The sequence below is a fragment of the Paenibacillus sp. B-A-8 genome, assembly GCF_048572915.1.
Taxonomy (GTDB): Bacteria; Bacillota; Bacilli; order Paenibacillales; family Paenibacillaceae; genus Paenibacillus_AQ.
In genome coordinates this window covers 3,317,184-3,340,740 of sequence record NZ_CP183882.1, presented here as the reverse complement: position 1 = coordinate 3,340,740, position 23,557 = coordinate 3,317,184, and the positions used below count along the sequence as shown (strand labels likewise).

19 protein-coding genes and 1 pseudogene are annotated in these 23,557 nt (G+C 40.4%); 3 read left to right on the top strand and 17 right to left on the bottom strand.

The window, feature by feature from the left end:
* Positions 1-65: 65 nt before the first annotated feature.
* Entirely contained in the window at positions 66-1,817 is a 1,752-nt protein-coding gene (locus ACN6MV_RS14760; protein ID WP_076118587.1) for a sensor histidine kinase, read from the bottom strand.
* Positions 1,814-2,569, bottom strand: a complete 756-nt coding sequence (locus tag ACN6MV_RS14755) for a response regulator transcription factor (RefSeq protein ID WP_419886648.1) — start codon at positions 2,567-2,569, stop codon at positions 1,814-1,816. The genes ACN6MV_RS14760 and ACN6MV_RS14755 overlap by 4 nt, the downstream gene beginning before the upstream one ends.
* Before the next feature lie 194 nt (positions 2,570-2,763).
* Between ACN6MV_RS14755 and ACN6MV_RS14750 the strand changes: the two genes are divergently transcribed.
* Both ACN6MV_RS14750 and ACN6MV_RS14745 read left to right on the top strand, forming a co-directional pair.
* Positions 2,764-3,762, top strand: coding sequence for a M23 family metallopeptidase (locus tag ACN6MV_RS14750; protein WP_419886647.1), 999 nt, complete (start codon positions 2,764-2,766; stop codon positions 3,760-3,762).
* Positions 3,763-3,925: 163 nt separating this feature from the next.
* Complete coding sequence (locus tag ACN6MV_RS14745) at positions 3,926-4,801, top strand: deoxyribonuclease IV (RefSeq protein ID WP_419886762.1); 876 nt, start codon at positions 3,926-3,928, stop codon at positions 4,799-4,801.
* A 39-nt stretch (positions 4,802-4,840) separates the two neighbouring features.
* Here ACN6MV_RS14745 and ACN6MV_RS14740 read toward each other — a convergent pair whose 3' ends face one another.
* The 10 genes from ACN6MV_RS14740 to ACN6MV_RS14695 all read right to left on the bottom strand — a co-directional run bounded on the left by ACN6MV_RS14740 (position 4,841) and on the right by ACN6MV_RS14695 (position 17,307).
* A complete protein-coding gene (locus tag ACN6MV_RS14740; RefSeq protein WP_419886646.1) occupies positions 4,841-5,164 on the bottom strand; it encodes a hypothetical protein in 324 nt (107 codons plus the stop codon).
* Positions 5,165-5,264: 100 nt separating this feature from the next.
* Positions 5,265-6,485: a GNAT family N-acetyltransferase gene (locus ACN6MV_RS14735; protein ID WP_419886645.1), complete on the bottom strand. Its 1,221-nt coding sequence runs from the start codon at positions 6,483-6,485 to the stop codon at positions 5,265-5,267.
* Positions 6,486-6,598: 113 nt separating this feature from the next.
* Positions 6,599-7,987, bottom strand: coding sequence for a Na+/H+ antiporter NhaC (nhaC, locus tag ACN6MV_RS14730; protein ID WP_042127621.1), 1,389 nt, complete (start codon positions 7,985-7,987; stop codon positions 6,599-6,601).
* Between the two features lie 256 nt (positions 7,988-8,243).
* Positions 8,244-10,751 carry a hypothetical protein gene (locus ACN6MV_RS14725; protein ID WP_419886644.1) on the bottom strand — a complete coding sequence of 836 codons (2,508 nt, stop codon included), beginning with the start codon at positions 10,749-10,751 and terminating at the stop codon, positions 8,244-8,246.
* A 38-nt stretch (positions 10,752-10,789) separates the two neighbouring features.
* Positions 10,790-12,130, bottom strand: a complete 1,341-nt coding sequence (locus ACN6MV_RS14720) for an ABC transporter substrate-binding protein (protein WP_419886643.1) — start codon at positions 12,128-12,130, stop codon at positions 10,790-10,792.
* Between the two features lie 35 nt (positions 12,131-12,165).
* Positions 12,166-13,266 carry an efflux RND transporter periplasmic adaptor subunit gene (locus ACN6MV_RS14715; RefSeq protein ID WP_419886642.1) on the bottom strand — a complete coding sequence of 367 codons (1,101 nt, stop codon included), beginning with the start codon at positions 13,264-13,266 and terminating at the stop codon, positions 12,166-12,168.
* 80 nt (positions 13,267-13,346) lie between these two features.
* The gene (locus tag ACN6MV_RS14710; protein WP_419886761.1) at positions 13,347-14,180 is read right to left on the bottom strand and encodes a carbohydrate ABC transporter permease; all 834 of its coding nucleotides are present in this window, start codon (positions 14,178-14,180) and stop codon (positions 13,347-13,349) included.
* Positions 14,181-14,238: 58 nt separating this feature from the next.
* A complete protein-coding gene (locus tag ACN6MV_RS14705) occupies positions 14,239-15,105 on the bottom strand; it encodes a sugar ABC transporter permease (RefSeq protein WP_341115893.1) in 867 nt (288 codons plus the stop codon).
* 202 nt (positions 15,106-15,307) lie between these two features.
* Positions 15,308-16,792 carry a DUF4179 domain-containing protein gene (locus ACN6MV_RS14700; protein ID WP_419886641.1) on the bottom strand — a complete coding sequence of 495 codons (1,485 nt, stop codon included), beginning with the start codon at positions 16,790-16,792 and terminating at the stop codon, positions 15,308-15,310.
* Between the two features lie 20 nt (positions 16,793-16,812).
* On the bottom strand, positions 16,813-17,307 hold the full coding sequence (locus tag ACN6MV_RS14695; RefSeq protein WP_419886760.1) for an RNA polymerase sigma factor: 495 nt from the start codon (positions 17,305-17,307) through the stop codon (positions 16,813-16,815).
* 184 nt (positions 17,308-17,491) lie between these two features.
* On the opposite strand from ACN6MV_RS14695, the gene ACN6MV_RS14690 reads away from it, so the two are divergent.
* Positions 17,492-18,247, top strand: a complete 756-nt coding sequence (locus ACN6MV_RS14690) for a DeoR/GlpR family DNA-binding transcription regulator (protein ID WP_419886640.1) — start codon at positions 17,492-17,494, stop codon at positions 18,245-18,247.
* A 50-nt stretch (positions 18,248-18,297) separates the two neighbouring features.
* Here ACN6MV_RS14690 and ACN6MV_RS14685 read toward each other — a convergent pair whose 3' ends face one another.
* The 5 genes and pseudogenes from ACN6MV_RS14685 to ACN6MV_RS14665 form a co-directional block, all read right to left on the bottom strand.
* Positions 18,298-19,104: an alpha/beta fold hydrolase gene (locus tag ACN6MV_RS14685; RefSeq protein WP_375102894.1), complete on the bottom strand. Its 807-nt coding sequence runs from the start codon at positions 19,102-19,104 to the stop codon at positions 18,298-18,300.
* A 13-nt stretch (positions 19,105-19,117) separates the two neighbouring features.
* Positions 19,118-20,191, bottom strand: coding sequence for a Gfo/Idh/MocA family protein (locus tag ACN6MV_RS14680; protein ID WP_419886639.1), 1,074 nt, complete (start codon positions 20,189-20,191; stop codon positions 19,118-19,120).
* Positions 20,192-20,208: 17 nt separating this feature from the next.
* Positions 20,209-20,748 (bottom strand): annotated as a pseudogene (locus ACN6MV_RS14675) (sugar phosphate isomerase/epimerase family protein); the annotation flags it as partial.
* 18 nt (positions 20,749-20,766) lie between these two features.
* Positions 20,767-21,024 carry a hypothetical protein gene (locus ACN6MV_RS14670; protein ID WP_419886638.1) on the bottom strand — a complete coding sequence of 86 codons (258 nt, stop codon included), beginning with the start codon at positions 21,022-21,024 and terminating at the stop codon, positions 20,767-20,769.
* Between the two features lie 139 nt (positions 21,025-21,163).
* Positions 21,164-23,548: a polyprenyl synthetase family protein gene (locus tag ACN6MV_RS14665; RefSeq protein ID WP_419886637.1), complete on the bottom strand. Its 2,385-nt coding sequence runs from the start codon at positions 23,546-23,548 to the stop codon at positions 21,164-21,166.
* Between the last annotated feature and the right edge of the window lie 9 nt (positions 23,549-23,557).

Sequence of the window (23,557 nt, the reverse complement as noted above, 5' to 3'; positions counted from 1 at the left end):
CCTAATAAATACAAATAACCCTCACTGTTTCCGGTTGGAATACAACGAGGGCTTGAATGAATATCTCAGCTCCATATTAACTTAATAATTGTCCCTTTACCTGCTTGACTCTCAACAACAATCTGACCACCCATGCATTCGATCAATCCTTTAGAGATCGCCATTCCGAGACCAGAACCGTTGGAGGTAGTTGCTGTATCCGTACCACGATAATATCGCTCAAATAGCCGAATCATTGTTTCTTCATCCATTCCATCACCGTCGTCGGCAAATTGAATGATATATCCGCTGTCCTTACCTTTAAGAATTAGCGAGACAGTTAGCTTGGTATCTGGTGGGTTATGGAGCAGCGCATTCGCAGTTAAATTGTTGACAACCCTATCTAACCAAGGCGTATACAATTGAGCTCTAACTTCGGTATGTGCAGGGTGAAATACAATTCGCTGCTTCCCATAAGCAGGATTGGCAGCAGCCTGATCGAGAGCCTGTTTCAACCAAGTGTTTAATTCAACTTCCATCAATTCAGGCGGTTTAATTCCTGACTTTAGACGATAGGTCATCGCAAGATCACTGATCAGCATGTCCATATGAGCCGATTTATCTAGCATCGTTGTCGTGAACTTACGGACTTCCTCATTCGACCAATCATATGAGGGCTCCGCCAGTAAATGGGCATATCCTGTGATAGAGGATAATGGGGTTTTCAAATCATGAGTAACACCGGCAATCCATTCCTCACGTAAGCTCTCCGTCTCCTCCCGCATCACTTGATCTCTCTTCAAGGTTGCCGATAATTTCTCAATCGAAACCATTACATCAGCAAAAACACGGAATCTTCGTCTCCATTTCCCGGCGGGTGTTCTACTGCGGCGATGTCCTTTACGATCCATAGGTTCTGTATAAATAGCATTTCCGATGGAATCAAGCCATACGAGCATATGTAGCATAGGTGCACCAAAACGATGCGCTTGCCATAAGGAGAGCAACACGAACGCGATCAATAAAGCGATAAGCATGACAGATGAGCCGATGATTACTACCTTAACCTCTTCAGGTACCCAAACAGTTTTTCCTGGATCTGTTCCTTTGATATTAGGTTCTCCAATGATCCAGGTACGACCTGACTCCTTATCAAAAGAAGATAGCACATGGTAGCCATATCGATCACTGTACATTGTGCGAAGTGCTAGCTCTGGGACGGAATACTCGGTGGGGATCATATTTGGTCTGTTATACGAGAGCATTTCCTTGCCTGACGAATCTATAAGTTGAACAAAAGCCTGTGCCGATTTAATCTCTTTTTCAAGATCCTCTGGAAGTAACGGCTCCCCATTTACACCTGTGAATGAAGCTTCCTTCACTTTCTTTAGTAGAGGATCTAATACATTAGGTGCACCATATACCAGTGTGAACTGTTTACCATTCTTTTCTTGAATCCAAAGGGCCAGTTGATAAGGAAACGGCTGAGCACCCATCCAATAGGCAACTACTTCTCCAGGACCATAATGATTAGGTACATCTTTAGGTGTATTATAGGCACTTTCAACTTGCCCATCTTCATTAAGACTTTGTAGCCAGCCTTTATTTTTCTTCACTTGTTCCAGTAAACTTGGGGCAAAATGTATCCCATCCTCATCAATCTTAGAAGATTCCACCAATTGCTCAAGACCGACATTGGCAAAATCACGCGTGAGACTGATATCAAGAAACCGCAGTAGGATCCAAGTCAGCGTTACAGCAGATATAGAGAGAACTACTACACCTGTAATTGCAAGCTGCAGTACAAACTTTAACGTTAGCCGTCGCTTGATATTCATGGCATAAACAACCCTTGGCGTTCTACATTAACCAGCTTGTAACCAAGACCTCTAACGTTAACGATAAATTTCGGATCAGATGGGTCGGCTTCAATCCGTTCTCTAATACGGTGAATGTGTACCATGACCGTGTTATCGTCACTTAACGATTCTTCACCCCAAACTCTTTCATATAATTCGCTTTTGCTGAAGATTTGATTGGGATGTTTACATAAGAACAAGAGCAACTGAAATACAAGGGCAGGACAAGAGACCGGCTCTCCCTCAACCAGCAGCTCCCCTGCTGCTTCATCTAGTTTAAATCTCCCGTAATCGTAAACGTTCGAAGATTTACTAAGAACGAGCCCCGCTTTCTTTTCAGCACTGTTATAGTTCGGCGAACTCAAGTACCTCCGCAGCTGCGCTCTTATACGAGCAACCACTTCGAGTGGATTAAAGGGCTTGGTGATATAATCATCTCCCCCTATAGCAAATCCAGTTAGCTTATCAAAATCAGAGGTTCGAGCTGTAAGAAATAAGATAGGTGCGTCCGTCGTCTGCCGAATAAAAGGACAGATCTCAATACCACTGCGTCCCGGCAGCATTACATCTAATACAATCAAATCGTATTTTTTGGCTTCACAGGCACTAATAGCTTCTTCACCCGTTACCACAGTATCAATATTTATATAACCTTCCTTACGCAGCACTGTTTCCATAATCTCCAAAAGCGATTGTTCATCATCCACAAGCAAAATCGAAGCTTCATTCATTGTGAAATTCCCTTTCCGAATAACCGATGTATTTATCATCATAGCATGATTTTTTACGGGATCAATCGCACGTTCCTTAACGGAAGCTTAATTCGTATTCGTCTACTCCTCAAAAAGTTAAGAGCGTATTAATACTGCGTTTCAGAAGAGCTAAGACTCATTTGCTACAATTTAACTATTGGGAGGTGATATTCTTGAAAAACAGCTCGAAGAAAATTATCAATAAACCGGGAATGTCAGCAAAAACAGCTTTGGCAATTGGATTTCTTACCTTGCTATTAACAGCTTGTGGAGGAGGAAAAGCGGAAATGAATGATAGAGAATCAAAAGAATCAGTGTTCCTGCCAGATAATCTGCCAAAATTTCTACTTAAAGGGAACTATAAAGAAATGTATTCCCACTTCAGTCAGCCTTTGAAGGATGAGGTGAGTGAAGCTGAATTAGCTGAGACCGCTAAGGAATTCACTAAGGATATACAAACACTGAACAAGGCTTCCGCTATGCAGCTTAATGGATTTGATCGACGTACATGGGTTAGTGATGCGGGTAATAAAGGGCTTATCGGAATGTTTGATCCGGATGGAACCATTTCATTAATTCAGATTCAAGAACTGACAGCTTCCCCTGAAACCGACATGAAGCTTAGTAAGCATGAATATGCATTGCCGTTCCAAGGCGACTGGTTTGTATTTTGGGGCGGAGCGAATGTACTTGTGAATTATCACTATGAAGTAGAAATTCAGCGTTACGCTTATGATTTCATCCAAGCCAAGAATAACTACTCTTATAAAGGTGATCCGCTGAAAAACAAAAGCTATTATGCCTTTGGGACAAATATTCTCGCCCCTGCGGATGGCACAATCGTATCGGTCGTGAATGATATTAAAGATAATGAACCCGTCGGTGTCATGAATCCAAACCAAGCAACCGGCAATAACGTGGTCATTGATCACGGAGGTGAATACAGTCATCTAGCTCATCTCAAAAAAGGTTCAATTACAGTTAAGCCGGGCGATAAAGTTAAAAAAGGCGATATCATTGGGCTGACAGGTAACTCAGGCAACACTAGCGAGCCCCATTTACATTTCCAGATCTCAGACGGCGTAGATTTGTTCAACTCTCGTTCTATCCCTGTTAGATGGGAGAAAGGATTGAAGCCAATCCAAGGCGAGATGATTAGTGCTGCTGAATAGCGATCATTGTTGATGGTAATGGTTGTCTCCCCAGAAGATAGTTGGTCGAGACAACCTTTACCTACGCTGGTATACATATAATCCGATCCTTTTACAAATATTAATAGACCTATAATGACGATAAATGTAGCTCTTTCAATGAAGAATGGATGTGTTAAATCAGATGTCTTTACTCCTAGGGTCACATGTATCCATGTCTGGGCCAAAGATGCTCCTTCGAGCTAGTGAAGAGGCAGCATCTTATGGAGCGAACACTTTCCTAATTTATACCGGTGCCCCTCATAATACACGTCGCAAACCCATTGATGCTTTGAATATTGAAGCTGGACAAGCTCACATGAAAGTTAACGGCATTTCTAATATTGTTGTGCATGCTCCGTTTATTATTAATTTAGGAAATACGTTATCTGCACAGGTCTTTGAGCACAGTATTGCGTTTCTTCAATCAGAAATTATAAGAACCGAAGCTTTAGGCTCTACACAGATTGTCCTCCATCCCGGATCCCATGTTGGTGCTGGTCCACAGGCCGGAATCTCTCGGATCGTGGAAGGCTTGAACGAAGTACTGTCAGATAAACGGAATGTTCAGGTTTCATTAGAAACCATGGCGGGAAAAGGCAGTGAGTGTGGTGTCACTTTTGAGGAACTTGCGGCTATTATTGATGGAGTGACGTACAATGAGCGGTTGTCGATTTGTTTGGATACATGCCATATTCATGATGCTGGTTATAATGTAAGAGAAGATTTTGATGGCATATTGGATCAATTTGATCGCGTAATTGGAATAGAGCGCCTAAAGGTCATTCACATAAATGATTCAAAGAATATCATGGGCTCACGAAAAGACCGGCACGAAAATATCGGACATGGATATATTGGCCTTCAGGCACTGCGATATGTAGTCCACCATCCTCAACTATCGACCATTCCCAAACTCCTAGAGACCCCCTCCATCGGTGAAAAAAAATATGTCAATGCACCTTATAAGCATGAGATATCCTTGTTAAGAGGAGAAACTGATGAGCTTATAAAAAAATAAAAAACCGCAAAAAAATGCGGCCTCTAACAATATAATCAATTATTCTTTAGTAGGATTTTTCGGAGCAGATGCGGTTTCATTCGTTTGGATCTTTTTTAGAGCATTTTTCTTCGCGGTTAACTCTTTTGACAGATCAGATTGCAAACGATTTAAGGTCTTCACCTCATCATTTAGCTTTTTGATACGGGTCATTTTACTACTTAAATCCGTGTGCGACTTGCTAAATTTCATATCCTGTTCTAATTGATTAATTTTGAATTTGGATTTTTCTTTTTTGTTCTGCGTGTTCTTGATTTTGTTTTCAAGCTCCGTAATTTCTTGTTGAAATTTATTGATCATTGGTTTAGTAAAATTAATTGCCATTCTTACACCTCATATCATATTGTGTTGCTGAGAGATTATTCTACTATAAAAAGACCAAAAAAGCACACTCATATGAGTATGCTTTACAGGTTCGTACCTTTTAAAAATAATCAGAGAAATAAGGATGCTCTGGTCTAATCAATCCTTCAAGTAAAAGAATCGTGGCTTCATTCGTCTGAATACGGCCGATTCGAGCCAAGTAGGTTGGCCGCTTATAGCCCATTAACATCGTAGTTAAGGTAGGAATATCAATCGTAAGTGAAGGATTTACGCCCCCTTGTTGTAAGGTCCCCTTCCCTTCTTTATCTACGGTTAACGTAAAGGTACCTCGGTTCCATTCCAGCATTGGATCGCTCAAGTTAAAAATAAGCGTACTATCCTTATCCTGACGTTTAAACGGATACTGATCAATAAATAATTGAACATCCACAATCCGAGCCATAAAATATGGAGCTATCGTTTCCTTGATGTCCCCATCATCTAATATAAATGACAACGGTTCCCCTTTATAAATATCCCCTTTGACCAGCTTAATCATTGAAAAATGCGCACTTATAAAATTCCATAACCCCGTTCGAGCTTCTTCGTTAATGTATACCATTTCTTTAATATAGAAGATCTCCTCGGCAATCCAATATAACAAATATCCCATGGGTAAATCATCGTGATTATAATAAATCCCCACTGTCATATCATCTAAATCCCACCGCAAATATTCTTCCCACGCTAACTCATTACGAATCATCGCGCCATGATGCTGCACTGCAAACTGATCATAGATCACTTTGATGTCCGGATGTTCAATGTTTACTCGTTCTACGTTTCCTGGAACATTTCTTTGTTTGGGAAGCTGGGTATCCGGTACTTCAAATGATATTTTGTCGGTGATGATTTCCCAGCCTTTTCTTCTATAATAAGGGATTGAATACGGATAAAGATAAGATATCGATTGTTTACGATCCCGCATTTTAGTTAAAGCGTGAAGCATCAGTTTATTCATTAAACCCAAATTGGCGTATTCGGGATAGGTTCCAACACCCGTTAGTCCACCCATCTCATAAATATGACCAAAAATATTAACCTGAAATGGGTATACAGCTAATTGAGAGATGAGCTTGTCTCCATCAAACCAACCTACAACATCTGCGTACTTAAGAACTGGCAACTTGGCCTGAGTGATTTCACGATTCTCCCAGCCAAAGATCTGCAGATCGCGGTTGGTCACTTGAAATACATAACGTAGTAGATTATTAAATTGCTCTGCGTGCTTAGTTTCGACATTGGCTAATCTGATTCGATCCTGTAACTTACTGCGACTCACTGTTATTACCTCCGATAAATGGTCCACTTTTTCAGCTTAGAATACTAGCTTGTTCACATTGACTCAACGCATAGTATTCTTTATATACGTTGAATCAATGCATAAGGTGTCCATTATCTTGAGATTTCTTTATCTTTACCCAGTGAGTTTCTTTGCAATCTAGGGATTAACGCATATGCAAATGTGATAAATGGACTTAGCCATAAGAAGGTCGCATAAGGTGCATATTCTATAACGGGTACACCCAGAGTTACCGCGAAGAAGGCCCCGCTAACGCCCCATGGAATCAATGGATTAACTAGCGTACCGCAATCTTCTAATGTACGGGATAATGTCTTCGCTGGAATGCCTCGTCGATTATATTCATCTTTGAACATTTGCCCTGGCAAAAGGATCGACAAATACTGTTCGCCAGTCATGCCATTTACAGCAATGGATGAAGCACCGCTCATCAGAACGATACTGCTCTTACGCTTGAGTGGTTGAATGAGTTTACGGAAAAAGGCCTCGATGACGCCACAATGCTGAATCAAACCACCTAAAGATAATGCAATTAAGATTAAAGATACCGACCACATCATCGATTGCATCCCGCCGCGATTCACGATAGAAGCAACCATTTCATTCGCGATATTACTGTTATATCCGCTCTGCATTACACTAAACCAGACATCGATTTCTGTCTGCTGTTGAATCAAAGCCGTCACAAGAAGACCACTGATAATACCTACAATTAGCGTAGGCAGGATCGGAATCCGCTTAATCGAGCAAACAATGACAGCTAGCGGAGATAGCAGCGTTAACCAGTGAATATGAAATCCATCTTGTAAGGCAAGCTTAATATCTTTAATCGAGGATAAGTCGATCGAATTTCCCTTTGGTGCAAACAAGAAAAAGACAGTGGTGATCACAAGCGCTGGGAATGTAGTGTAAACCATATTGCGAATATGTGTAAATATGGGGATACCAGCCACTGCAGGTGCAAAATTCGTAGTATCGGACAGCGGCGACATTTTATCACCAAAGCAAGCCCCACTGATAATCGCTCCAGCAGCCAGCGTTGGGGAAATCCCCGTAGTTAAAGCAATTCCCATTAAAGCAACGCCGATCGTGCTTACTGTTGTGAATGAGCTCCCAGTGAACATCGAGACGATGATCGTGACATATAGTGCGCTCACCGCAAAATAATTCGGATTAATATAATCCATACCATAATATAATAGCGACGGCACCGTACCGCTCATCATCCATACCGCGATCAGAATTCCGATCAGCATGAGGATTAGAATCGGCATGATGGCCGTTTGTATCCCTTGAATAATGGCAGATTCGATCTTTTTCCAAGAGAAACCAAACATCCCTAGTAAGGCGGCCGTGCCTATTGTTGTTACGAGAAGCGGTATATGCGGCTCCGCTTTCAATAGAAAGATGGATACAAACAGAAGTGCTAGAATAAAGATGATAATGATGAAACTCTTTGTAAAACTAAGCTGACGTTCCATGACGATAATGCTCCTTAACATTGTATTAGGTATACTTTTCAAAGACTGTATATGCTTCCGCACTTTTAAGCTTTTTTGCTTTTAGGCATTGAAGCGCAGAGGTAATCTTAACGAAAAGACTGAGAACAGTCAATGTAAAGAACATACATTGAAGGAATTTCCATAAAAAGTTCATAAGTATATGCGAGAAATAAAAAAAGTGCTGGCAATTATGCCAACACATTTGACTTGGTTCTTAACCCAGCTCACTACAAGTTTAATTGTCAGTGTTTTTAGTTGTTCTCGGTTCAGATTCAACGTAATTTAACCGGTAAGATTGACTCCCTAACAACATCCTATGACCCTGAAATTCATCATATAGATTTATACGAATGCTTCCTCCCCTTAATATTTTGTGGAAGTTACTATTAAATGAGATTGAGTATGATTTATTTTTACCCATTGGCAAATCAGACCCCAGTTGCAAAGTCTTCTCCATGGATTGTCCGAAAGGGTCAATAATTTCTAAAACTAGCTTATGCTCATAGGAACCTGCTTCAAAAGCGTCATTTTCAAATAAGCTATAATTCATAACTATATCTAATGTACCTTTCTCTTCAGTAATCGTACCCACTGCATTTGCAACCGAAAGGTTGTATGGGAATAGATCTACACTTGTTAGATTATTCTGTGAGTTTACTGTCATAGGGGTAAGTGCTAATTTAACACTATTGATAAATCCAGTGGATGTTCCCCCTAAATCTGTAAGCTTACCGTCAGCAACCCCTTCCCCAATATAAAGCACAAGCTCAGACGTATTCACCCCTTGCGGAAGTTTACTCCAGATTGTAACCAGGTTTTTACCATTTGGGCTAGTTGGAGTTATCGATTGGCTAACCATCGCCTTAAAAAATTGGTTGTCAGGTGTTTTATAATAAGCCACAAGCTGTGCCTGTTTCGACTGGCGTGGTTCTTCGTTAATCATTTCCAGTTCCGTATAGATCAAGCTAGAACTGTTTTCATTATAAGTAGTTGTCCAACGCTCGCGAACTTTTGCTTTTCTGCCTAACGAGTTCATTTGGTAAGATTCACCTGCAGCAATCGTATTGATCACATTATTTAGCGAATTTGTATTCATAGAGAGAAACTTCGTGACTTCATCTCCGGAGGTGTCTTGCAACACTATCTTTAGCTGATTGAAACTATAAGTATATGGAACTCTCGCTATCACATAGATCTCTGTCGCTTCATTAGGAGCAAGTATCGATTGCGTATTTGTGGTCACGATCTGGGCTGTACTGCTAAGATCACTCATTCCTGCTTTAACTATAGCTTTTAAAGAAGGTAGCTGTACTGAGGTTAAGCCGGTGTTACGGATGCTGATAGTAGTTACGATTTGATCACCATCATCCCAAGGCAAACGCTGATAGGATCCAAGTTTCACCATGAATTTCCCGTACCTATTCTCGACCGAATACCCTTGTCCTATCAGATTATTGTTTTCTAGAGCATAAGGTATGTTATACAGCGCAGTTGGGAAAATAACCTTGTCATCAACAGCAGGTTCCGTCCACTCTAGCTTTAAAGTACCTTGATTAAGTATTAATGGCACATCCGCCCTGAGACTGACGATCTTCTCTTCGAGCGGTTTCAAGGTTACATTCGCAAGTGCTTTTGAATCTACTGGAATACTAAATCCTTCAGCAGCTTTAACCGTAAGCTCGTATGCAGGTAGAGTGATAGGTTTATTCCCAAGATTCTTAAGACGGAATTGAAGATTCCATTTCGCGGAGTCATTCTCCGAATATACGGAAGCACTCTTCAATTGCGTTTCAACCGTATTATTCTTAACAGAAATCTTCTTAACAGCATAGTTAGCCACAGCAAAGTCGACAGTTGTTAATGCAGGAAGCTTAAACGATTTAACAGGAAGCGTTATTTTCAAAGCTTCATCTTCTTGTGCAAATTGCAATATCATATGTTCAGTCTTCATATAGGAAGGAACTTCTGTTAAATAGTAAACCGTCTTCTTCTCTTGGGACTGTACATTGATACTGCTTCTGGTATCCTCCAGTTTAAGTTCGAACACCGAGCCACCGGCTGATTTCAGGTAAGCAATATAAGTGGAACCGCTTAGCACTTTTTTACCCAAATTCGTGAAACTAACGCCTACTCTCATATATACTTTTCCATTTCTTTTAAGCCTTTGTAGACTTTCCGCTTTGATGTTTACTAGCAGATTATCCATCGTGATCTTCTTGCTCTGGCCTTGTGGAACGACAACGGAATAACTTGCCGGAATGGCGAATTCACCTAGCTTTTTCTGATAATCCTGGCTACTGAAATCCCACTTCAATAGGGTCACTTTAGTTCCGTTCAATTTAGTAGACTGTCCAACATTCACATAGTAAGTTACAATTTGGCTAATCTTTGGAGGGATGTTTTTTTTGGTGACATCTCTCGTGATAGGTTTGCCTTGAATAACAGCCCCCCCAGTTGTAGTAACCCTTGAGAAATAATCAACCTGAGCTACACTATTGCTGCTACCATTGCTATAACTAAGTGTGTATATAAGTATATTACCGCTTGGTTGCTCAATAATATCCATATCTATTAGCTTCACGTTGACATTGTTTTTTAAAGTGATCGTACCAAGTTTGTCCAGCGTGAATACCGCTGTAGCTGAAGCACTTGTCGATGCTGCATATATGCTGTTTGCAAAAGGTTGGCTTAATAGCATTGCGCTGAGCAGAACTACAGCATATGTCTTTAGTGATTTGTGCATGAGTCCCCCTCCTTATACAAAATCCTGTTTTAATACATCTATTCGTTTAGAACGATTGTTACTCGATTCTGGATCAACTTTGCAACAGCTTCCGCAGATTTTTGTCCACTGAAGAATGATAAGGACTCCTCTCCAATAATAGAAAGCACTTTAGTATTCAGTTCTGCATATTGATCTACTGTATGAATGATTTCTTTAAACTTAGTAAATTCTTCATCAGAAACCTTAGCCGCTTTTCCGGTTGGAAGCTTATATGCTCCACTTTTCACCTTTTCCTGAATATCGTTTAAATTCTTATCGTTCACGGATTGGAGCAGAGAGAATCCTTCTCTATCTTGCAATGACTGTGCTTCTTCAGATAACAAGAAGGTCATAAACTTATAAGCTTCTTCCTTCACCGGAGTATTGGCTTGTATGGCGAGCGAAGATGAAGGAATGATTCTCATACCACCAGTCTGACCTGCATGTGGCTTTTGAAGGTACACCGGATTTTCAAAGTAAGAATATGGACCATCGATAAAGTCTGTTGGTGACTCTATAACGATGGAGTTAAATAGCTGATTACCTATCTCCGCTGGCTCCGCAGTCAAAACTTGTTCTTTATACATTTTCTTGACTTGTTCCAACAGCTCCACAAAATCAGGCGAGTCGAACTTCGCTTGTTTCGCTTCACTATCAACAAACAAATTATAATTATCAATAGCCATTTCTTGGAGTGTCATTTCCGCTGGGTAATCCGTTAAGGCATAGAGTTTGTTTTTACCGTCCTTCCCAGCCTGTTGTATAATTTCCTTCGATAGCTCTCCAAACTCTTTCCAATTCCACTTCTTATCGTCAATCTTCACATTTGAGCTCTTAATCATATTTCCATCACCTATGAACGCTCTAAAAGCGAACCCGGTAGGAATGAAGTATAAACCGTCGTTCACCTTCATTGCGTCAAAAACATTCATTTCTAAATCACTCTTATTTACCGTTTTATCGTGTTCAAATATATCATTCATGTTCACAAGCAACTTTTTACTCACATAATCATTGATTGAAAAGGCGCTTACATCAAAAATATCTGCACCTTTTCCAGAGAGTAGGGCTGTATTCGTTGTTTTTTTATATTCTACATAACCATTCTCCCCCCACTCATTTCCCACTTCTTTATATGCCTTAATTTGTAAGTCGATATCCGGGTATTTCGCTTCAAACTTTTTCTCTAGCGCCGTATAGAATGCACTCGATTCTGCTAGAGATAGAGTCAAGATTGTCTTCCCCTCTTCAGTTGTCATCTCCCCCTTACCTTCCACTTTCTCATTACCTCCGGAATTACATGCCGTTGTCATTATCAACGCACCCATTAATAGCACAAAAATAGACCTTTTGATCATTTAATTTCCTCCTATTTTCTCGTTTATATGATTTCTTATTGCAGTCGAACTCGATTCCCGTCTTCAAGAGGTTCACTACTTTCCAGAATAATTGAATCCTCCTCATAGAGAATATCTGATTGAATCATCGTTTCTTTCTCGTTTTTTTCACTGGAGTGAATACGAACTTTTTGAGCGACAAAGACATTGCCTAATGCCCCCCGCTGCTCATCAACTTTATAGACAAACAAACCTTCACGATCCTCATGAATAGCTTCATTGGATAGGAGTAGTCCCTCTTGGAGTGAATGTTTTTCGATTTTGATCCGAGCCTGTTCACCTCCTTTAAGTTCTGGATCAACGACTTTTATTCTCAAATTCTTTTGAGGAATGGTTTGAGTTTTCCAGGACTCATTACTAGAGGGGCTATCAGTACGTGACTCTGAATTCACAACTTCCTCAATTAAGCCGCTTAGGGTCCGGGTTTCTTGTCCATGATTCATATCAACCTCAACCTCTATCTTTTCTCCAGCAGAAATCCCTAAATTGGACAAATGCACGGAATCCATAATAATATCCAATTTGTAACCCCGACTACTGTTGGATACAATTACATCCGGTTCTCCCATTGAAATTAATCCTTCGACGGCACTTAATTTTGAAGTCAATCCATCGAACGGTGAGAGTAGTTGTTTTTCGGTTGTTAGACGATTTTTAAGTCCGCTAATCTTATTTTCCTGGGCTAAGATATCTAATTTACCTTTTTCGATATCACGTCTCGCATTTCTGATTTTGAATTCATCCTCCTCCAGCGCGGATTGGATGTACTGATCTTGCCTATTCTGTTGATCAATTTTCTGCTTTTCTAAATTTGTTATTTCATCTTTTAATTCTTGCTCAGCAGTTTTGCTCTCATAGATAATAAGCTTTTGTCCCTTTTTTACACGTTGTCCTTCTTTCACTAGAATTTGTTCGACCTTTAGTCCGGAAGTATTCGAAAGTTTAACTTCAGCAAGTGGATGCAAGATCCCACTACCTTCAATCCTAAATAAAAGATTTCCCTTTGTTGGTTTTTCGGTTCTAACTTTCGGCAAGGTCAAAGATTGTATCGTGTTACTGAACAATGTAAAAAACAACAATAATCCCATAAAAGCCATGAAGACGACTTGAATATTTCGTTTACGTCTACGATCAGCCGACTCTATACCTAACTCCATATCCCGTCATTCTCCTCCAATCAACCTTTGATACCAGACAATTGAACGCCTTCAATAAAATACGATTCCGCATACAGAAACAGCATCACCATCGGAGCCATGTAAAGTATGGATGCAGCAAAAGCAATTCCTCTCTCGCCTTCATTGATCCTCGATAAAAAGACTGACAATGGCTGCTTAAACGGATCATCTAGAAAAATAAGCGGCTGCTCCACCATATTCCAATAATCAACGAACAATAATATGACGAGTGCTGCCAGACCAGGTTTAATCATCGGAATAATAATTTTGTAGAAAATCAGAAAATGTCCAGCACCATCTATTTTGCTTGCTTCTATATACGCATACGGTATATCTAGCATGAACTGTCTGAGCATAAACACACCAAAAGCTGCGAAAATTCCAGGCAATATAATTGCATATGAACTATTTAATATTCCTAGTTTATCCGCCATAATATAGTTCGGTACTAGCGTCACTTGGAAAGGCATAAGCATCGTTAGGACATAAATAAGAAACAAAGGATCTCGTCCCCGGAATTTCAGCTTCGAGAAAGCGTAGGCAGCGAGTGCTGCTACCAATGTTTGTCCTGCAATGATGGGCACAACCATGAATACTGAGTTCCAGAACATCGTCAGATATTTAGGGTTGTCTAGAAGAACCTTAGTATACTGGTCCAAGGACACTTGATCCGGCAGCAATTTTAAATTTACAAAAGGATCTTCTCTCCCCTCAATCACCTCATTCATTTTCCCGATAGGTCCATAATTGATCTCAATTTCTTTCTCTGTCATAAGAGAATTTGTGAATGTGATCACAATTGGGAATAATAACAAGACTGCAATAATAGCCATGACGAATGTTAATGTCCCTTTTCGCAACACTTTGACAACTGGCACAACCTTTTCACCCCTATTCCATGAATTGTCTATGCCTCCGTTCAAATGCAAACAATCCCAACACGATCAATAAAATACAACCAAACATTAAGGTCGCCGCAGCAGTCAGCTTCTGAACATCGAGCGACATGAACATATTGTTCATATAATGCTGCAGCATGTAGATACTGTCATGCGGATACTCGCCTGCGATCAAGTACGTTTCTCGAAACACTTTGAATGAATTAATGATCGACATAATGACCACAAAAAACATCGAAGAGGTTAGATAGACAAGCGTAATACTGCGAAACTGCCGTAATCGTCCAGCACCTTCAATTTGAGCCGTTTCATAATAATCCTTTGGAATTTGCTGCAATCCCGCCAAGAATAAAATCACGTTATAACCGATGTTCTTCCATAAATAAACAACAATGATTACATTTCTAGCTGCATCCGTCTTCATCCAATCCACACGATCGATACCGAAGTTGTTCAGCCAGGCATTAAGCGAGCCATTCCAATCGAAGAGCATCTGCCAGATCAGAATGATGGAAGCGACAGGTACGACAAGCGGCAATACGTATCCAGTCCTCAACCAATTCCGAAAATATGTATTTTTATTCAATAACATTGCGAATCCTAACGAGAGTACAAGCATTAGTGGAACACTTATCACACTAAAATAAAATGTATTAGATGCTGCTTTACGGAAAGAATCGCTATCTAGCAGCTCTCGGTAATTATCAAACCCTACAAAGTGGCCCTCTATCGTGCTGTCCATAAAAGAATAGAATACTCCCATAACAAACGGTATAAGGTAAAACATCGCGAATCCGATACCGCTTGGTGCCAGGAACATTATTGCCGCTGAGACATCCTTTCGGAGCCATTTCTTCATACTTGGGTTTATCATTCTTTCAGTAACCTCCTTCATGTACTTAGAATAAGTAAAACTTTTTAAAAAGAAGTATGGTATATATTAAGTATTTCTTAAATTTCAAGAATGAAGATGTGGGGTCATAGAAAAACCGTTGATAGAATTATCAACGGCTAATGAGTTAATATAAAATTCAATCTTTTGTTTAATCATTCATTGCTTTCTAATTCTTCGAGTATAGCTCCACAGCCTGCGTATCCATAATTGGATTTGTATATTTCTCTAACGTTATCGTTAAAGGCTGAGGATAGTTCTTTGCTTCCGTGCCAAAATTATATCCAAACTCGTTTACGGCTGACCCATCCTTAGAAGTCGTATAGCTGCTGAAGCTGCTTTTGGAAGGTGTATTGCTGTCTCTATTATGCACCTTCCCTTTTGCATCAGTAAATGTCTCAGCCAGTCTAGTAGAGCGTTCTAAGTATTGAGCATTCTTAATATTGCGCCTTAGGAAAATTTCTCCTTCCTCTACGTTATCCTCTGTAGTTGGGGTGACTAACTCAAGTCCACTTCCCGGCGCTTCTATAAGCTGATATTTGTTAAGATCCACGACAATTTTCATTTGATCCTTTTCGACTGCCGAAATTCCGAATGCTTTCAACGAGACGCTGTCTGGCTTGCTCTTTACAATCTTTTCACTCTTTCTGAACACTAACGTTGCCTTGGAATTATCCGAGTAGACTTCAGAGTTATCAGCAGTGATAAGTGTGGGATAATAATACTTCTCCTCGACACCTTCATATTTACTGATCAAAACTGGGTTAATTAATTGGAAAATTTGTTTATCATTGTTCTCGTCATACGCAAGATCGACATAGGTGCTTAGCGGAGTATATTGGACCTCGGTTACTTTAATTTTTTGTCCATCTATGGTTAGTGTTCCGTCTGTATCCAGCATACGTTCCTGTGCTTTGAGCATGTCAGGATCAAGCTCGAAAGCAACATCTAGGCTTGTTCGGTACTTATTGCTGCTGGATAGGAGCGCTTTATCTGAAGTTTCAGTAAGAACAATATTATAGTTTACTTTCTTTGGATATTGGATCGTTGGCGAAAGATTGGTGGAGTATATAAAATCCATAGACTGCCCGGGTTGAATTCGACTCTCGCTAGCTAGCATACTTAATGATGCGCCTTTGTGAAGAGGAGACTCCTTTATTCCTTCAAATTGAAGCTCAAAATCCGCGTGTATAACTACTTCGTCCGTATTGTTCTGAACACTGTATAAAACATAAACCTTCCGTCCATCCGTAACGGCACCTGTAACATCTATCCGGTATCCCTTGTTTTCCGCACTTTCACCGACCGGCACAACGAGATTCTGCTCAAGGGCACTGGCTAATGCAGGCTCTAACCTTGAGAACGAGCGATATGCTTTGAAATTATCCGTATTTTTAATGCTGACTGATTGTACAGGAGATTGTGCTATCCCTTTATTCGGCAACCCTATCGTATTGTATGTAACCATTAACGCAACCGCTGCAGCTGCTACCACGCCCATACCGGTAGTATAGATACGTCGCTTTTCCCGGTTCTTCCCCTCTACAATTCCTCTTTTCATAGCGTTGTAGATTTTCATTTCTTGCATTGTTTCAACGTTCTGTTGAACCTCATCGATGTTCTTGCGTAGAATACGTTCTTCTTGATCTGTCATTCCATTCACCTCCAATTTCGCTATAGATAACTTCGAAGCTGTTTAAGCCCTTCGCGCAGCCAAGTCTTAATAGTACCTTCTGGTCTTTTTAGAACTTTTGCAATTTCGATAGTGGTCATATCATGGTAGTATTTAAGCGTTACGACATGCCGATACCTAGGCTTTATCCGATTCATCGCACGCTCCAGATCAATTCGATCGTTGCTCTTCATTTCCCGCGCCGCTTCCTCCACCATTTTTTCCGTAGGTACCACACGTTTTTTGCGCCTTAACTCATCCATGCAGCAATTAATCGTTATTCGAATCAGCCAGGGTGTGAAGGACTGTTCGTCCTTTAGTTTTTTACGTTTCATCCATGCCCTGCATGACGCTTCTTGAATCACTTCCAGCGTGTCTGCTTCTGTTCTCAGATAACTGTAGGCAATGGCGCACATTTTTCGATGCTCCACATACAAACGACTAAAAAAAGCTTCTTCATCCATCTGAGCAAAATCCACCATTCTTACCTCATCCATTGTATTTTCCACCTTCTACCACCCCCTCTGTCTTCGATCAGGAAAATGCATCCATCTCATATACCTATAAGTAAGACGGAGTTGAACGTAAAATCGATTGATTTTTTTCAAATTCATTTCATATGTTGTAAAATAGTAACGTTAAGTACATCCTTTAGAGCATTTTGTGAAAAGAGGTGGATCGGTGCTAAAAGCTGACAGACAGGCGTACATCCTAAAAAAAGTTGAGACCGAAGGCCGTGTTGTTGTTCAAGAATTAACACAGGAATTAAATGTAACCGAAGATACCATTCGAAAAGACTTACAAAGCTTATCGAAGCTGGGGCTTCTCAAACGTATCCATGGCGGAGCCCATAGTCTTATCAGTGACATGAAAGATTTCAATTCTCGCGTAGAATTTAATAGTCAGACCAAAGCTGACCTAGCTAAACGCGCTTGCACACTTATTGAGAATGCAAAAGTTATCTTTATTGACGGCGGCACGACAAATTTAAAAGTGGCTGAGAACATCCCTGAGCATTTTGATGGAAGAATTATTACTAATTCTCCCGCTATCGCGTTATCACTATGCCGATTGTCTAAAGCTAGTATAACCTTGTTGGGTGGCGACCTTGATAAAAAGAACCAAGTGTTATTCGGAGCTTCAACGCTTAGAGCAATACAACAAATCCATTTGGATCTAACTATCCTTGGTGTATCCACACTTGATTCAAAGGTCGGAATAACTGTTCCCTCTCATGAAGAATCCATAATTAAGAATCAGCTTTTTGAGCAATCTTCCATGGTTATTGCCATAGCTACCAAAGAGAAGCTGGAGAAAATATCTACTTTTTTTGTAGCCAAGGTATCTGCGTTAGACTATTTAATCACTGAAAATACTGTAGACAATAAGATTATTAATACGTATAACAGACTTGGTGTTAACGTAATTACAGTATAGATACTTTCTAAATTTGTACAAAAAAAGATGAACACCTTTGAAGCTTGTGCTCATCTTTCGTTTAAAAAGTTCTCGATAGCCTTATAGGAATCATGATTATGTTGTTTACTATTAATCGTTTTGGGAGTTATCTCAATGAAATGGGTGTTTGGGATATAATCAGAAAGCAATCGTCCATAGGCGTATGGATGAATGGGGTCATGTTGACTAGCAAGGATCAATGTGGGCATCTTTAAGTTTTTCCAAGCCTCACGATCATCATTAGGACAATCCTGGGGCAGCTTCACAAACTTCATCGAGGTTTCTTTTACATAAGGATATTTAAACTGCCCTAAGAGAGACTCACCCGCATATGATGATACTGAATTTATGGATGTATAGACCTCTGAATTTTCGTATCTATTTTGGGCGGTCAGGGGATCTGTATCCTGCAGTACATCATGAATTTTAGCAAAAGCTTCACGAACCCATTTCTCTTGCGGTTTATCCTCCCATGCTGGACGAGACACAATAAGCTTACTAACGCTAGCCGGATACCTCAATGCCAAATGAAGAGACACCCCAGCACCTGTTGAAATCCCTCCAATATTAAATAATTTAAGATGAAGGTGTTCCGTTAAAGCTATCACATCCTCGGCGAATTGTTTAAAAGAAAAATCATCCGCATGACCAAACGACACCGTCTTTCCATGCCCTCGAAAATCTAGTGAGATCCTTCTTATGTTATCGGATTGCTTCATTACACCGAAGGTTTGATTGACGTCCCCGCCCAGACCATGAAGGAATATAAAAGGCTCTCCATCCCCTTCATCATCTTCATAATAAAAACGAATAAGATCATAGGTAAAGTAAGGCATATTTTCCCCTCCTTTATAAATGACCCGAAACGTCTCTTAGGTAAATTGCATTTCCAGTCTTAACCGATTCTTCTACAGCGAGCATCGCTCTCATGGTAGCCATCCCATCTTCAATCGTTGCACCTACACCTGTTTTGTTGTGCAGTACAGAATCTGCGAAACCCTCAATCTGTAATCTATAAACATGTCCATCGGCTCCAAGCGGTCTGTGGTAGCTGTTGTCACTAGCTTTGAAAATTTCTACATCGCTTGATTTTAATGTCCAAGGGTTGTAAGTCTTCCCTACTACCGTTCCGAATTCACCGTATATCTGGAATCCTTCATGCCAATCCATTCGAACCGCAATGGTCAGATCCAATTGGGCTACAAAGCCGTTTTCGAACTCCGCAGTAATAAACCAGCAATAGGCACCGAACTTTTGCGTATTCCACGCCTTAACACTTACAATATTTCCTCCCAGAAATCTTGCAGTATCGAGCAAATGACTTCCATGACCTAACATATAATAGCGTTCCTTATTCGCTTTTGGATCTCCAGCAGGTCTCTTTATATTTTTTCCGGATATAATTACTGGTTGAACATTCTCGGTGACGGTATATCGATAAGTCGAATCACAATACCAAGCTTTTAGACCTATAATCTCTCCCATTTCCTGATCCACGAACTCTTTGGCTGCTATTATACCAGGGTCATATCTCTTCATATTACCCACCTGCACTTTGAGATCGGTACGATCCACAAGCTCTTTTAGTTCTTCCACTTCTTCGATAGTTACACCTATAGGCTTTTCTACCAATACATGTTTACCCGCACGCACGGCTTGTTTTGCAGCCTCCACGTGAAATTGATCCGCAATGCCTATAACTACAGCATCGACATTCGGGTCTGACAGCATTTGATCATACTCCGTATATACCTTATCAGGTTCATAGATCGCATTCATTCTTTGGAGCAAGTATTCATCCACATCACAGATCGCATAAAGGTTAGCATTTCGTGATCTTCTAATCGAATCAAAGTGTGCCGCCTGAGAGATTTGACCGCAGCCCAGCACCCCGATGTTTAATAATTTACTTTCCTTGACCATATTCTTGCCCTCCTAATCTAGTTCAGGTAATTTATAGCATACGTTACATCAGCTTCATCTAATCCATGCATAATAATAGGACCTTCATAATTTTTATATAATTCATTTAGGTATTGCTTTAAAGGCAAATTCCCTTTACCCACAGGTTGAAAAATAATCTTCTCTTCGGTTACAAAAGCATCCTTACAATGTGCAATGGCAATGTAATCTTTCAACGCGGTTAGTGTTTTTGTGATTTTTCCAATAAGGTCTTTATGATCCTGCGGGGTCACAAGATTTGCTGCATCGTACAGAACCTTAAGGTGAGGGGAATCCATCTCTCTCAGTAGTCTTAAAGCATCCTCTGCCGTACTTACCACATTCGCTTGTTCAGGTTCAAATACTAAAGTCACTTGATTTGCTTCTGCAATTTCCAGCATCCATACCAGACTATGCTGCAATAGTGACCATGCCCTATCTGTATGATTGTCAGGATGAGGACTCCAAAAATCTTCTTGATTCAAACTGCCCGTAGAAATAGAAACATAAGGGACAGCTAATGCAGCAGCAGCCTTAACTACATTCTCAAAACAAAGCTAATTCTCAACTATCTTTTTCTCATTTAGCTCCAGCGTATTAAATGTCCCTGAGATCACAGCAATGTTAACCCCGCTGTTTATCGTTGCATCTTTGATTTGATCGATGATATTCTGACTTATTTCTATAGGTAAGCTCGCCAATCCCACATTAGCAAAATTGAATTGAACAGCACTCATACCATGCGCTTTGATTTTGTGTAAAGCGATCTCCATTTCATATTCTAAATATACTTTCGAGAAAATCCCTAGCTTCACAACAAACACCTCCTTATCTATTTTCAATCATACGTTTAAATTCAATTACAAACAATAAATTTCAATTAATAATTGAAAGGATAACTATTAGATCCATATAAAAAAAGTGCTGGCAATCCTGCCAACACTTCATAAACAATTATCGATTTCGATTAATCATATAATTCAATAAATGCTTTAGAAAAGCAATATTACGGGGTATTTTTCTTAACGCCTCCATGGCGAGACAGTAGTGCTCCCACATCTCTTTTCGCGCATCGTCTGCACCAAGGATAGCTACAAACGTTGAATTGTTATTCTCCACATCCTGACCAATGGGTTTACCTAGTAAATGATGATCCCCTTCCAAATCGAGCAAATCATCTTTAATCTGAAAGGCAATTCCTGCATGGTAGGCAAATTTTTTCAAAGCCAGAATTTCTGACTCGTTAACCTTAGCGAGAATAGCTGGCATTACTAGCGAAGCTTCAAATGCAATCCCCGTCTTGTAAAAACAAATCATATTTAATTGCTCTAACGTCAACGCCTTACCCTTAGAGTTCAAATCCATCGCCTGACCCATACATGTATCTTCTGCCTTTTGGGCTGAATATTGCATTAAGGCAAGCACAGCTTTTGCATCAAAGGAATGAAGTGACGCTTGTTCCTCGATTGACTTCTGAATCAGAAACAGTCCGGTTAGTTCCGCCGTGGCGCTATTATAAACTTCGTGCAGAGTCGCACGGCCTCTCCGGGTTGAGGCATTATCCTGAGAGGGAAGATCATCGAAGATTAGAGAAGCAGTATGCATATACTCCAACGATCTCAGAAGCGGTACAATGTCCGTTTCATCTAGACCATATTCGTTAACACCCATAACCCATGTTAATATAGGCCTTATCCGCTTTCCGTCCCCTTCAAGGCTATAATTAGCTGCATCTATCAGCATCTCTTTCATGACTGGCGTCTCGGCTGGCTTGGCTATCAGCAATTGTTTGTTGATTTGATCGCGGACCTTTTGAATCGTATCTCGAAATTCCGCTTTTTCCCTTTTGCTGTTTTTCAGATTCAAAAGCAACTGATCCCGAAGCAGCTTATCGAAAAAATCCACATTATCCGCTTTCTGCACCATCTGCTGCACAACATGATTAAATTCCGGTTGTCCGGAAGCAAAAATCTCCATGATCTCATTATATTTTTCAATCCCCACACGTGCTTTACAACGCTTGAGTCCATTGATGGCTCGATCTAATATCACCTCACTGGTTTTAGGATCGGAGCGATACACGGTGTGTATTAAATGGGAAATGACCGTCCAGTATAATTCAAAAGGGTTGATCAGATCGGTACGCTGACCACGGTATTGCAAATAATAGGTATAAGGCGTTACAGCGCCCGCTTCCATATCGTCAAACATATCCGCAAAATCATCAGCTAACTGATTGTATAGTCCATAGAAGAAGGTACGTTGATCAAATCCGTCATCCGTGGGAGCACTAATTACGGATCGGACTATTAAACGGGAAGATGAGGATTTTAAAATAATGGGTATAAAAAGCTCTTCATTACTGTATTCCATGTTAGATAGATCCTTCATTCGATCTAACTCCTGGGAATGAAAAAACACAAAGGATTGCTCGAAAAATGCATCCTGCATGTCTTCCCGCTGATACCTCTTAATATACTCAAAAGCCTCCTTAAGCTCCGAATGTACAAATCGAATGAACGGCATGTTCTCCCCTGACCACTCTCCGATCTCCGGCACAATTCTATCAAGAATCGCAGTACGTATCATCTGAGAGTACTGTTCTTTCTCTTGTTTGGTTAAGACGCTAGAATCAAGGAGATCGTCAATGAATGGATAAGTAAGTCCATATGAATAACCAAGCCTAATCGCTTCATCAATTCTTTTGCTACGATCCACTGGCGTTACTTCATTGTCCATCTCTTCCATCACATGGAGAATCACCCCAATAATGATCTTGATCAATTTACGCTGCGCTTGCTCAGGATTCATTTCCTTCGGAAGATGGTCTGACACCTGTTTAAGTTTGTCTATCACCCAAATCGTGGCGGTTTCAACGCCTTCCTTCTGAGCCCAACGATAAATCCCAGTGAAACTCATAAAATCCGACTGATCTTCCGCCTTTGTCGAGCCTGGATGAATCATCTGATTTCTAATGTCGGCAACCATACGCTTAATTCTAATCTGTGTCTTAGGTGAATCCAACGCTTGCCCCAGATCTCTCATATAAAGATAGGAAACGCTTCGATCCAAATAATCATCCAATTTACCGGTTTGATTCAGCCATCCTAGATATCTATGATAATCCTGAGAATCAGGTTTCCTTCTCCCTCTTGATAAAAAGGACAACCATGAACGGCGATGAATGTGATTCTTCTTCCACAACCGAAAATCTTCAGTTAAGGTAGACACGTAAGTTTTTTCTTTGAACTGTTCCCGAAGAGCTGCAAAATACTGAGCCGCTTTCTGCTCAGCGATCGGATATCCTGTATCGTCGCTATCTGTAAATTTTTCATTCATAGGTGATGA